The organism is Micromonospora sp. U56 (genome assembly GCF_018070095.1).
Taxonomy (GTDB): Bacteria; Actinomycetota; Actinomycetes; order Mycobacteriales; family Micromonosporaceae; genus Micromonospora; species Micromonospora purpureochromogenes.
In genome coordinates, this window is sequence record NZ_JAGPYL010000012.1 from 32,354 (window position 1) to 45,082 (window position 12,729).

Genomic DNA, 12,729 nt, shown 5'->3' on the forward strand with positions numbered 1-12,729 from the left:
CTGCGCGAGATCGCTTCGCGCTCGGGTCAGCCTGCGGCGCCCACCGACCGGTACACCCCCATCGTGCGGGCCGCGACGGCGTCCCAGGAGAAGTGCTCCACCGCCCGCCGGCGCCCGGCCCGGCCGAGTTCGGCGGCGCGCGCCGGGTCGGCCAGCACCTCGTTGATCCGGGCGGCCAGGTCGGCCACGAACCGCTCCGGCTCCAGCGGCCGGCCGGACCCGTCGCCGGCCTGTTCGATCGGCACCAGCAGCCCGGTCTCGCCGTCGGCGACCACCTCCGGGATGCCGCCGGTGGCGGTCGCCACCACGGCCGTCTCGCAGGCCATCGCCTCCAGGTTGACGATGCCCATCGGCTCGTAGACGGACGGGCAGACGAAGATCGTCGCGTGCGTGAGCACCTGGATCACCTCGTGCTTGGGCAGCATCTCGGCCACCCAGACCACCCCGGAGCGGTTGGCCCGCAGCTCGCCGACCAGGCCCTCGACCTCGGCGGCGATCTCCGGGGTGTCGGGCGCGCCGGCGAGCAGCACCAGCTGGGTGTCGGCGGGCAGCTCCCGGGCCGCGCGCAGCAGGTAGGGCAGTCCCTTCTGCCGGGTGATCCGGCCGACGTAGACCACGCTGGGGCGGGACGGGTTGATACCGAGCCGGTCGACGACGTCGGTGCCGGTGTCCGGGGCGTACTGGGCGGTGTCGATGCCGTTGTGGACCACGCGGACCCGCTCCGGGTTCACCTCCGGGTACGCGGTGAGGACGTCGCGGCGCATGCCCGCGCTGACCGCGATGATCGCGTCGGCCGCCTCCACCGCCGTGCGCTCGCACCAGGACGAGAGCGCGTACCCGCCGCCGAGCTGTTCGGCCTTCCACGGCCGCAGCGGCTCCAGGCTGTGCGCGGTCACCACGTGCGGCACGCCGTGCAGCAGCTTCGCGGTGTGCCCGGCCAGGTTGGCGTACCAGGTGTGGCTGTGCACCACGTCGGTGCCGGCGCAGCCCGCGGCCATCTCCAGGTCGACGCCCATGCTGCGCAGCGCGGCGTTCGCGCCGGCCAGGCCGGCCGGTTCGGGGTACGCGGTGACCCCCGGCTCGATGCGCGGCGCGCCGAAGCAGTGCACCCGTACGTCGGCGAGTCGGCGCAGCTCACGGGCCAGGTACTCGACGTGCACCCCGGCGCCGCCGTACACCTCGGGCGGGTACTCCCGGGTCAGCAGATCCACGCGCAGCCGTGCCGATTCCGTCATGCCCCCGCACCCTAGTGCAGAACTGTGCCCGTACGAGTGGTGAAGTCGCAGCGGGATGGATAGCGTCGGTGCATGGCTGCCAAGGTGCTCGCGATCGTCCTGGCCGGCGGAGAGGGCAAGCGCCTCATGCCGCTCACCGCGGACCGGGCCAAGCCGGCCGTCCCGTTCGGCGGGATGTACCGCATGGTCGACTTCGTCCTGTCCAACCTGGCGAACGCCGGCTTTCTCAAGATCGTCGTGCTGACCCAGTACAAGTCCCACTCGCTGGACCGGCACATCACCCAGACCTGGCGGATGTCGACGATGCTCGGCAACTACGTCACCCCGGTGCCGGCGCAGCAGCGCCGCGGCCCGTGGTGGTTCGCCGGGTCCGCCGACGCGATCTACCAGAGCTTCAACCTGATCAACGACGAGCAGCCCGACTACGTGATCGTCTTCGGGGCCGACCACATCTACCGGATGGACCCCCGGCAGATGGTGGACGACCACATCGCCTCCGGCGCCGGCGTGACCGTGGCCGGCATCCGGCAGCCGCTGTCGATGGCCGACCAGTTCGGGGTGATCGAGGTCGGCGAGGACGGCCGGCGGATCCGGGCGTTCCGCGAGAAGCCCACCGACGCGGTCGGCCTCCCCGACGCCCCGGACCAGATCTACGCCTCGATGGGCAACTACGTGTTCAGCACCGGCGCCCTCTGTGAGGCGGTCGAGCGGGACGCGGAGGACAAGACCAGCAAGCACGACATGGGCGGCAGCATCATCCCGATGCTGGTGGAGCGGGGCGAGGCCAACGTCTACGACTTCAAGGACAACGAGGTGCCGGGCAGCACCGACCGGGACCGCGGCTACTGGCGGGACGTCGGGACGCTGGACTCCTTCTACGACGCCCACATGGACCTGATCAACGTGCACCCGGTGTTCAACCTCTACAACTTCGACTGGCCGATCTACAGCAACCAGCCGCCGTACCCGCCGGCGAAGTTCGTCCACCAGTGGGGCGAGCGGGTCGGCCGGGCGGTCGGCTCGATGGTCTCGCCCGGCGCGGTGATCTCCGGCTCGCTGGTGGAGAACTCGATCGTGTCGCCGAAGGTCAAGGTCCACTCCTGGGCGCACGTCGACGGCGCGGTGCTGATGGAGGGCGTCGAGATCGGCCGGCACGCCGTGGTCCGCCGGGCCATCCTGGACAAGAACGTCTTCGTCCCCGAGGGCGCGGAGATCGGCGTCGACCTGGAGAAGGACCGGCAGCGCTACACCGTCTCCGACAACGGCATCGTGGTGATCGGCAAGGGCCAGCGCGTCGAGCCGTGAACCAGGTGTGACCCCGGCCGTCGCCGGGAAGCAATGAGCGTCGGAGTACCGCCCTTGGAGGTTGCAGCAGTGGCCCATCCCCGCGCCGGACAGCCCGCCGAGCCCGCCGACCTGGTGGACGTGCCGCGGCTGGTGACCGCCTACTACGCCGAGCACCCGGACCCCGACGACCCGGCGCAGCAGGTCTCCTTCGGCACGTCCGGGCACCGCGGGTCGTCGCTGCGCAACGCCTTCAACTCCGACCACATCCTCGCGGTCACCCAGGCGCTCTGCGACTACCGCCGCAAACAGGGCCTCGACGGCCCACTCTTCCTCGCCCGGGACACCCACGCGCTCTCCGCCCCCGCCGAGGCCGACGCCCTGGAGGTGCTCGCCGGCAACGGCGTCACCGTGCTGCGGGACAGCCGCGACGGCTACACCCCCACGCCGGCGCTCTCGCACGCCGTGCTCACCCACAACCGGGGGCGCACCAGCGGCCTCGCGGACGGCATCGTCATCACCCCGTCGCACAACCCGCCCGACGACGGCGGGTTCAAGTACAACCCCACCCACGGCGGGCCCGCCGACAGCGACGTCACGAGGTGGATCCAGGACCGGGCCAACGCCATCCTGGCCGCCGGCCTCAAGGAGGTCCGGCGCATCCCGTACGCGCGGGCCCGCGCCGCCGACACCACCGGCGGGTACGACTTCCTCGCCCGCTACGTCGACGACCTGCCCGCCGCGATCGACATCGACGCCATCCGCGACGCCGGGGTGCGCATCGGCGCCGACCCGCTCGGCGGGGCCAGCGTCGCGTACTGGGGGGAGATCGCCGAGCGGCACCGGCTGGACCTGACCGTGATCAACCCGACGGTCGACCCGACCTGGCGGTTCATGACCCTGGACGGCGACGGCAAGATCCGGATGGACTGCTCCTCGCCCAACGCGATGGCCTCGCTGATCGCCGCCCGCGCCGACTACCAGGTCTCCACCGGCAACGACGCCGACGCCGACCGGCACGGCATCGTCACCCCCGACGGCGGCCTGATGAACCCCAACCACTACCTGGCCGTGGCGATCGGGCACCTGTTCCGTACCCGGGAGCAGTGGGGTCCCGCGGCGGCGGTCGGCAAGACGCTGGTCTCCTCCTCCATGATCGACCGGATCGCGGCCGACCTGGGTCGTCCGCTGCTGGAGGTGCCGGTGGGCTTCAAGTGGTTCGTGCCCGGGCTGCTCGACGGCGCGGTCGGCTTCGGCGGCGAGGAGAGCGCCGGCGCGTCCTTCCTGCGCCGCGACGGGAGCACCTGGACCACCGACAAGGACGGCATCCTGCTCTGCCTGCTCGCCTCGGAGATCATCGCCACCACGGGCCGGACCCCCAGCCAGCACTACGCCGAGCTGACCGGGCGCTTCGGCGCCCCCGCCTACGCCCGGATCGACGCCCCGGCCACCCGGGAGCAGAAGGCCGTGCTCGGCAAGCTCTCCCCGGAGCAGGTGGGCGCCACCGAGCTGGCCGGCGAGCCGATCACCGCGACGCTCACCACCGCGCCCGGCAACGGCGCGGCGATCGGCGGGCTGAAGGTGACCACCGAGTCGGGCTGGTTCGCCGCCCGCCCGTCCGGCACGGAGGATGTCTACAAGATCTACGCCGAGTCGTTCCAGGGGCCGGAGCACCTGGCCCGCATCCAGGAGGAGGCGAAGGCGCTCGTCGACGGGGTGCTGGCCAAGGCCTGAGCGCGGGGCGCGCGGTCAGCGCGGCGGGGGCAGCTCGCGGCGGTTCAGGTGCTCGCGCATCCCGTCCGGCAGCAACTCGCGCAGCTGCTCCGGCAGCAGCGGCAGGTCCAGCAGGCTGAGCTTGAGCTGTTTGCGCTCCTGGAAGCGGCGGGGGTCCAGGCGTACCACCAGCCCGGCGTCCTGCTGGTACCGCACGTGCACCGCGCCCTCGGTCGAGGCGTCCCGGATGATCACACCGTCCATCTCCACGGCCACCGGCGCCGAGCCGGGCAGCAGCTCCAACCGGATGGTCTCGTCGCAGGAGAGCACAATCGACCGGGAGATGCCGCTCATCGGCGCCGACGGGGTCAGCACCAGCGCCTGCGTCGCCGGCGAGATCAGCGGCCCGCCCGCCGCGTAGCTGTACGCCGTCGAGCCGGTCGGCGTGCTGATCACCAGCGCGTCGCAGCGGTAGTAGCCGTACCGCTGCCCATCGACGGCGAGGGTGGCGGTGACGAAGCCGGACCCCGGATGGCGGACGAGGGCGATGTCGTTGAACGCCACCACGTCGTCCCCGCACACGTCGCAGGCCAGGCAGGCGCGCGACTCGACGGTGAAGTCGTGGGCGACCAGCCGGTCCAGCGCCCGGGGCAGATCCGGCGGCTCGACCTCGACGAGGAAGCCCAGCTTGCCCAGGTGCACCCCGAGCACCGGCTTCGGGTCCCGCACGGCCGAGCGCAGCGCACCGAGCATGGTGCCGTCCCCGCCGATGCTGATCAACGCGTCCGACCGGTGGGCCAGCTCCTCCGCCGGCACCAGCTCCACCGACGGTGGCACCCGGTGCCGGTCCTCGGCGCGGACGGCGAGGCTCTTGCCGTGCCGGGTCGCCCACCGTTCGACGATCTCCACGACCTCGGATACGTCCCGGGTGGGATGCAGCACCAGACCGAACACGTACCCCGCCACCGGTACAGCTCATCACACGGGCGGACGGTCCGGCAGCCGTACGGACAGGTGCGGCGGCGGTGGGAGCCCGCCGCCGCACCCGCGTCCGTCAGCGGCGCGGCCGGCTCAGGTGGGCCAGCGACCGGGCGACCAGGTCGTCCCGGACCGCCGGGGCCAGCCCCTCCAAACCGAAGCCGAGGTACACGGTGTCGTCGGTGACCACCGCCGCGCCCTCGGTGAACGCCTGCTGGCTACGGGCCCAGTCGTTGCCGCCCGGCGCGGAGCCCGGCGGCGGCCCGGCCACCGTCCACCCACCGAGGTCCGGCGTCTCGAAGGAGGTTTCCGAGACGACCGCGCCGTCGGTGATCACCCGCGCGTCGTCCAGGAACACACCCAGGCCCTGGGTGCCCCAGTCGGAGACGTACGAGATGGAGATCTCGACCTGCTTGCCGGCGTACGCCGACAGGTCGACGGCGAACTCCCGCCAGCCGCCGGAGCTGCCGGTGGCCGCGTTCCAGCTACCGGTGCTGCCCGTCGGAGAGCAGTCGGCGCCCTGGTAGTGGGTGAGGAACGGATGCAGGGTCTCCGCCCAGCCCGACTCGCAGCTGTCGCCGGTCTCGGTGCCGGTGCGGCCGTTGGCGTCGGGCAGCGTCGTCCAGTCGTCGCTGCCCACCTCGTGCGCCTCGACGATCAGGAAGTCCCAGTTCTGCTCGATGTCGTACGAGGCGAAGAAGCGCAGCTGCCCGCTGGTCGCCGAGGTGAGGTCGACGGTCCGGGTGAGCCGCTTGTACGACTCGTCGGACCGCCCGCTGTACAGGTACCAGTCGCCGGTGCGGGGGTCGAACGGCGCGCTGCCCGGCCGGGCCCAGTCCACCGCCGCCGAGCTGGCGAACTGCGGGAACTCATCCGGGGCCAGGAAGCTCGACGTGGTGAGGAACGAGGCCGTGTGGTCCTGGTTCCCCGCCGAGCCGGCCGCGTTGAGCTGCCCCTGGAAGCCGGCGAAGGCCCCGTCCGCGCCGCGCAGCGGGTACGGCGTGCCGTCCGGGTCGCTGCCGCCGTCGCTGACGTAGTTGTAGGCCCCCAGGTAGTACTGCTGGAAGTCGTTCAACAGCGGCAGGCAGGTGGTGTCGTCCGGGTCGGCGCACTCCGCCACCGCCGGGTCCGGCTGGTAGACGTAGCTGCCGTTGGCGGCCTGGGCGAAGAGCGCGTACTTGCCGCTGACCAGGAGCTTGCCGCCCTCGTTGAGGTAGTCGCGGACGGCCAGCTCGGTGTCGAGCGCCGCCCGGGCGGCGGTGCCGCCGACCTGGCCGGGTGAGCGCAGGATGATGTCGTCGCCGGTCTCCCAGACCACCGCCCGGTAGTGCGAGAGCACGCCCAGCGGGTGCGGGGCCGTGCGACTCATCGCGTCGAAGTCGTACACGTCGCTGCTGCGGCCCGCCTTGGCCAGGGACGCGGCCACCTCGTCGGCGTACTTGGCGCCTGCGCCGTCGGTCTGCGCCGGGCTGAGCCCGGTCACGTCCTCCATCGCGAGCACCAGCACGTCCCCGCCGATGTCGGTGTGCACCCGGTAGGTGAAGTGTTCGCTGGCCACCGGGCCGCTGCGCGGCCTGACCCCGGTGAACCACACCTCGACCCGGTCACCCGGCCTGGTGCCGGTGACCGTGCCGCGCAGCTCGGCGTAGTAGTCGTCGTGGGTGTCGCCGTACCGCTCGCCGCCGCGCCACTCGCGGACCTTGACCGTCTTCGGGCGGCCGCCGTTGACCACGTAGTGCATCCGGACGTCCGTCAGCGCCCGCCGGGTGATCGACGCGACCTGCTGGGTACGCCCGTAGGAGGTGCCGAAGGAGTCGACCACGAAGTCCGGGGTGCTGCGGCCGACCACCGACACCGGGTCGTCCGGGTCGGCCGCGGACTTCGCCACCGACAGCGCGAACGGCAGGTTCTTCGCCACCTCGGCGGAGATCAGCTTCTCGTCGTCGGGGAAGATGAACCCGCTGATGCAGTCCTCCGGCCGCCACTGGTCGTCCGGGTCGGAGGCGGCCGCCGACTGGCAGGTGGACATCTCCGGGGTGAAGCCGAGCGTGCCGTAGCGGACCGTGGCGTGGCTGTCGGTGTCCCCGTTGGTGGTGTACAGCTCGGCGGAGATGTCGGGATCGTAGCCGGGCACCGCCGGATGCGCGTCGTCGCCGACCATCGCCTGGTAGATGACGTCGTCCGGGGTCGGGGTGCTGACCTGCCAGCCGACGCCGTAGAGCAGCAGCTGGGCCGCCGAGTGGTAGTTGACGAAGAACTCGAAGCCCACCCGCTTGAAGAGCGCGTCGAGCGCCTTCGTCTCCGGCTCCGAGTTGGGGGCCGGGCCGCGGTAGGTGTCGCTGTTCGGCTCCGGCGAGGAGCCCTCGTCGTCGTACCCCCACTTGTAGCTGAAGTTGCGGTTCAGGTCGACGCCGTCGGCGGTGGTGACCTGGCCGTTGCCGTCGTTGTCGCGCAGGTTCTTGCGCCACAACCGGTTGCCCGGGGTGAAGGTGTGGTCGTAGCCGTCCGGGTTCGCCACCGGCAGGAACCACAGCTCGGTGCGGTCCACCAACCGGGTGATCTCCGGGTCGGTGCCGTAGCTGTCCAGCACGTGGTGCAGCAGGCGGCGGGTCATCTCCGGGGTGATCCACTCGCGGGCGTGCTGGGCGCTGCCGTAGAGCACCGCCGGGCGTCGCCCGTCCGGCACGGTCCGCGCGTTCTTCGTGACCTTCACCGCCAGGATCGGCTTGCCCTGGACGGTCCGGCCGATCGTCTCCAGCTTCGCCAGCTTCGGGAAGCGCGCCACGGTCGCGGTGAGCTCGTCGCGGATGCCGCCCGGCTCGCTGTACGACCGGAACGCGTCCCAGCCCGCCGCCGCCTGCTCACGCAGCGCCTGCGACGCCTCCTTGCCCCGGACCTTCTTGACGTCCAGCCGTACGCCCTGGTCGGCGAGGCGGGCCGCCTCCCGCTTGCTGAGCACCGTCTCGACCCGGGTGGTGCCATTCGCGTCGGTGCCGCGGTGGTCGTGGCCGAGGTCGACACCGGACGCGCGCAGCTTCTCCAGCTGTTGCGGGTCCAGCGTGCCGACGTACACCTCCAAGCTGTCGCGGCCGCCCGGATCGGACGGTGGCCGCGCGCTCGCCGGTGCGGTCAGCGCCAGAGCGCCGACCAGAGTGAACACGCTTGCGATCGCTAACCGTGTGCGCCTCATCGCGCCTCCTGGTGGAAGGACTTGTGTGCGCAAGCCTGGTGGGAGTTCGCGACTGATGTCAATGCGTAGATGGAACGCTGCGCGATCAATGCGTAACTGCGCCGGTCAGCACATCGTTGGGTTCATCGTCACTTGGAAGGGGGGCCACCTGATGCTCTCGTCGCTGCTGCGGGGCACTGTCCTCGCCGACCGTCATCGGCGCCTGGACCGCAAGATCGCCCAGTACGACGCCTGGCCGTCCCGGGAGGAGATCGAGGACCTCCAGGTGCGCCGGTTCAATGACGTCTGGGCCTACTGCCTCGCGGAGGTGCCCTTCTACCAGTCCTGGCAGCGCGAACACGACCTCCCGGCGCGGATCGACCGCCCGAGCGACCTGCGCTACTTCCCGCCGCTGGAGAAGGAGACGCTGATCGCCCGCAGTGCGGAGATCTTCCAGGACGGTCGGATCACCGACTTCTACACCACCGGCGGCAGCACCGGGCAGCCCACCCGCTACCCGCGTGGACCGGGTGAACTGGACGAGGGCTGGGTCAACGCGTACCTCGGGCGAAGTTGGTCGGGCGTCGCCCCGATGGATCCGAACGTGCTCCTGTGGGGACACTCCCACCTGTTCGGCAGCGGTTGGCGTGGGCAGGTGGCCCACCTCAAGCGTCGTCTCGCCGACGGGGGCATGCGGATCACCCGGCTCAACGCCTACGACCTCAGCGAACCGTCCCTGCGCCGGCACTACCTGGCCTTCCGCCGGCGGAACCCGGTCTCCCTGGCGGGTTACACGTCGGCGGTGTTTAGGCTGGCTCGCTACGTGGAGCGCAACGGGCTCGAGCTGGGAGACAAGAACCGCCTCCGGGCCGTGATCCTCTGCGCGGAGACGGCGAGTGACGCGGACATCGCCCTGATCGAGCGCGTGTTCCGCGCTCCCGCCGTGATCGAGTACGGCTCTGCGGAAACCGGCGTGCTGGCGATGTCCCATCAACGCACCCGCAACGTCCGGGTGCTCTGGGACAGTTACGTCTGCCTGGCGCACGACGACGGCGAGCTGCACGTGACAACTCTGACTCCCCGGCTCTTCCCCCTGGTCAACTACGCCATCGGCGACCGGGTGGAGGCGAGTGACATCCGGGACGGCAACGCTCTCGCCTTCCACGCGATCCTCGGCCGGCGTCAGGACTTCGTCCAGGTCGGTTCGGCGCAGGGCATCCTCGACCTGTCCGCGATCCTGCCCGTGCACATCCTCAAGTCCTACCCGGGCATCGTCGGGGTGCAGTTCCGACAGGAACGGCCGGATGCCCTGCGGATCCACGTCGAGGCGGACCGCCCGCTCGACCTCGACGACGTCGCCGCGTTCTTCGTTCAGGAGCTCGGCCGCGACCACCCCGACCTGGATCCCCGGTCGATCACCTTCGCCCAGGTCGACCAGCAGGCCAAGACCCGGGCGGGAAAGCACTCGTTGTTCGTGTCCTGACCTCGGCCGAGCCGACGGGAGGAAGGGACCGCGGCCAGGTGGCGTCAGGTGTGCGGGGAACTACGAGCGGGAGGTCACACCGGAAGCCCGCTCCGCCGGACGCGCTGCCGACCGGGTCGGCTCCGGCAACCGGCGACGCCGCCGCGACCGGAGCGCCAGGTAGCCGAGGAAACCCCCGACGACCACTGTGGTCAGCGCCTCGCCGGCGAGCGTCGCGACCGCGGCCCCGACCGGACCGATCCGGGGTGCCTGGACCAGCAGAGCGAGGCCGGCCAGGCCGGCGGTCAGCAGTGCCAGTCGAGCGGCCGCGCGGTAGTCGCCGTCACCGAGGCGGGCGAGGCCGACCGCCCGGTTGACCGTGAGGAACGGCAGCGCGAGCAGGAAGAGCCCCAGCGCCGTGTCCGTCGCCGGCACGGTGAGGCCCAGCACCGCAGTGCTCAGCCAAGGGGCGAGCATCCAGCCGGCCGCCCCGGTGAGGGCCGCGACGACGACGACCATCACCTCGCTCTCGCGCACCGAAGCGTGCGCGCCCAGCCCGTGCCGGCGACGCACCCGGACCGCCATCGGCACCCGTAGGCCCTGGTAGACCACCGCAGCCAGCGCCTGGTACACCCCGTTCACCGCGGCGTAGCTGCCGACCACGTGCGGACTCGCCACCATGGACAGCACGATTCCACCCGACCGCCCGGTGAACACCTCCGCCAGGCTGCACGACAGCAGGTGGCCGTTCATCCGGAAAGCCGCCGCCGCCGACCGGAGGCTGAAGCCACGCCACCGCCCGCGTCGCATCGCCGCATCCCGGCACACCAGCGCCTCGGCGGTGACCAGCTGCAGGGCGGTGGCACCGGCCAGTGCGACGGTCAGCGGGACCCCGACCAGCACCATCGCCACGCCGACGAGCCGGCTGCCGATCATCACCGCCGATGCCGCGACGAAGCGGAACTGTCGGTACAGGTCGCTGAACTGCAGCTGGGTGAAGTTGTTGCCGATGGTGCCCAACGCTGCCGCAGCCAGGGCGGCCGTGCCATAGCCGCGGTCGATGTAGAATAGCGAGACGGCCACCGCGCTCACGACCAGCAGCGGGGACACCACCAGCACCCGTTGGCTGCGGATCGCCGCGCACTCCCGTTCGTCACCGGAGGCGTAGAGCATGGCCGTCCCGCCGGTCGCCAGGACCGACACCCAGGTCAGGGCGGCGGTCATGACGGCGTACGCGGCCAGCTCATCGGTCTGGCCGCCACGCGAGCAGATCGCCAGGATGCCGGCGTTCAGCACACCGCTCAGCAGGCTCGCCAACGCCGCGACGATCGTCTGCCCCCGCACACCCGAGCCCTTCGCGGCGCCGTCCACCCGGGGGGAGGATGCCCCGTTCTCGTCGTCGGTGGCCGGTCGCGGCGTTGCCGAGGTGTCAGTCGTGGGGTGCCGCGGGCGCATGTGCACGTGCCGGCTTCCTGGACGGTCGCAGCGGATCGCCTGCGCCCTGGAACCGGACGCGGACCTGGTCGAGGATGTTCGAGTCGTCGCGGGCGGCGGCCCAGCGCCGGTACGCCGCACCGGCGGTCCGCCGCGCCCGCAGTCGCTGCTCGGGGCTCAGTCGGGCGATCCGTTCCAGCTCGGCGGCGAGGGCCGGGGCGGTGAGGTCGCGCAGTACCACGCCGCCGCCGTCGTGGAGGACGTCGCTCCAGGGGGTGCGGTCCGAGCAGACGACCGGGCAGGACGCGGAGAGGCTCTCGGCGATGACGTGCCCGAAGTTCTCCCCCCGGGTGGGCATCGCGAAGGCGTCGTAGCCGGCGAACGTCTCGCGCACCAGGTCCGGCGCGAGCGGGCCGTGGTAGGTGCACCGGACCGTCGGCGGCAGTGCGTCGATGAGCTGCTGGCAGCGGCTCCAGTAGACCGCGTCCTCGGCCGGGCCGAAGAGGTCGAGGTGGATCGGTGCGCTGGTCAGGGTGAGGGCGGTCAGGAGCAGGTCCACGTTCTTCATCGGGCTGATCCGCCCCACGAAGACCAGCCGTGCCTCGCTGCCGGAGGCGTCCGGGGGGATGGGCTCCGCGGGCAGCCCGGCCTGGTTCGCGCGGACCGTCACGTCCGCCCATGGCAGCACCCGGCTGATCGCATCGGCCTCCAACTGGCTGCCCGCGTGCCACTCCACGCGACCTCTGCGCAGCACGTGGATCCACCACCGCAGGAAGATGCGCTTACGTCGCGCACCGAGGGCCAGCGCCGCCGGGGAGAACTCCCCCCGGGGGGCGATCATCACCCGGGGAACCCGGAGCAGCCCGAGCCGGGCCGCGAGGATGGGCACCAGCGAGTAGGTGGACCAGAGACTGTTGACGTACAGGAGGTCGAAGCGGCGCGCCCGTACCGTGCGCCAGAGCGTCCACCAGTGGCGGGGACGCCGGGGGTCGAGGTAGAACACGCGCGCCCGCCCCCGGTCGATCCAGGTGCCGGAAAGGCCGGGGTAGGGCGTGGCCTCGCCGAGGTCCCGGTCGCCGGTCACCAGCGTGACGGAGACCTGCTCGGAGCAGGAGTCGACCAGCCGGGCGATCGAGCGGATGGGCCCGCCGGCCCGGAACCCCGGCTCGAAGAAGTTGTACGTCATGAGCACCGACAGGGGAGCGGACTCCGCTCGGCCGGTCACCCGTCGAACTGCCCCGTCCTGTCCTTCGCTCACGACCACGCCGATCTGTGGCAACCGGTGAGGCTGGTCGGGTGGCTGAGTGGCATGCCCGGACAAACGACCTTGCCGCAGCTCCGGTGACGGCGTTGGTGGCGGAGCGTAACCAAGTTGTCGGCGTAGCGTTGGCCCTGGTGTCGGTTTCAGATGGTACGGGGACCTCGACCCTGCAACCCGGACGGTCGTCGCCGCC

The 12,729-nt window shown here is 71.6% G+C and carries 8 protein-coding genes; 3 read left to right on the forward strand and 5 right to left on the reverse strand.

Translation table 11 applies throughout. The features are described 5' to 3' along the window. Window positions 1–26: 26 nt before the first annotated feature. Window positions 27–1,235 (reverse strand): glycogen synthase, encoded by a 1,209-nt coding sequence (gene glgA, locus KBX37_RS07270; RefSeq protein WP_247657215.1) that lies wholly within the window; start codon window positions 1,233–1,235, stop codon window positions 27–29. Between the two features lie 72 nt (window positions 1,236–1,307). On the opposite strand from glgA, the gene glgC reads away from it, so the two are divergent. Together glgC and pgm are read left to right on the forward strand one after the other, a co-directional pair. Then, a complete protein-coding gene (glgC, locus tag KBX37_RS07275) occupies window positions 1,308–2,540 on the forward strand; it encodes a glucose-1-phosphate adenylyltransferase (protein ID WP_210775147.1) in 1,233 nt (410 codons plus the stop codon). A gap of 33 nt (window positions 2,541–2,573) precedes the next feature. Then, the gene (pgm, locus tag KBX37_RS07280) at window positions 2,574–4,253 is read left to right on the forward strand and encodes a phosphoglucomutase (alpha-D-glucose-1,6-bisphosphate-dependent) (protein ID WP_210775148.1); all 1,680 of its coding nucleotides are present in this window, start codon (window positions 2,574–2,576) and stop codon (window positions 4,251–4,253) included. A gap of 15 nt (window positions 4,254–4,268) precedes the next feature. Here pgm and KBX37_RS07285 read toward each other — a convergent pair whose 3' ends face one another. Both KBX37_RS07285 and KBX37_RS07290 read right to left on the reverse strand, forming a co-directional pair. Beyond that, window positions 4,269–5,198, reverse strand: a complete 930-nt coding sequence (locus tag KBX37_RS07285; protein WP_210775149.1) for an NAD(+)/NADH kinase — start codon at window positions 5,196–5,198, stop codon at window positions 4,269–4,271. 88 nt (window positions 5,199–5,286) lie between these two features. Then, window positions 5,287–8,400: a M14 family metallopeptidase gene (locus KBX37_RS07290; RefSeq protein WP_210775150.1), complete on the reverse strand. Its 3,114-nt coding sequence runs from the start codon at window positions 8,398–8,400 to the stop codon at window positions 5,287–5,289. A gap of 151 nt (window positions 8,401–8,551) precedes the next feature. Here KBX37_RS07290 and KBX37_RS07295 point away from each other — a divergent pair, with 151 nt between their 5' ends. Further along, window positions 8,552–9,862, forward strand: a complete 1,311-nt coding sequence (locus KBX37_RS07295; protein WP_210775151.1) for a phenylacetate--CoA ligase family protein — start codon at window positions 8,552–8,554, stop codon at window positions 9,860–9,862. Between the two features lie 60 nt (window positions 9,863–9,922). Here the strand turns inward: KBX37_RS07295 and KBX37_RS07300 are convergent, their stop codons facing one another. Together KBX37_RS07300 and KBX37_RS34255 are read right to left on the reverse strand one after the other, a co-directional pair. Further along, on the reverse strand, window positions 9,923–11,212 hold the full coding sequence (locus KBX37_RS07300; RefSeq protein ID WP_210775152.1) for a hypothetical protein: 1,290 nt from the start codon (window positions 11,210–11,212) through the stop codon (window positions 9,923–9,925). Between the two features lie 58 nt (window positions 11,213–11,270). Next, entirely contained in the window at window positions 11,271–12,500 is a 1,230-nt protein-coding gene (locus KBX37_RS34255; protein ID WP_210775153.1) for a glycosyltransferase, read from the reverse strand. Between the last annotated feature and the right edge of the window lie 229 nt (window positions 12,501–12,729).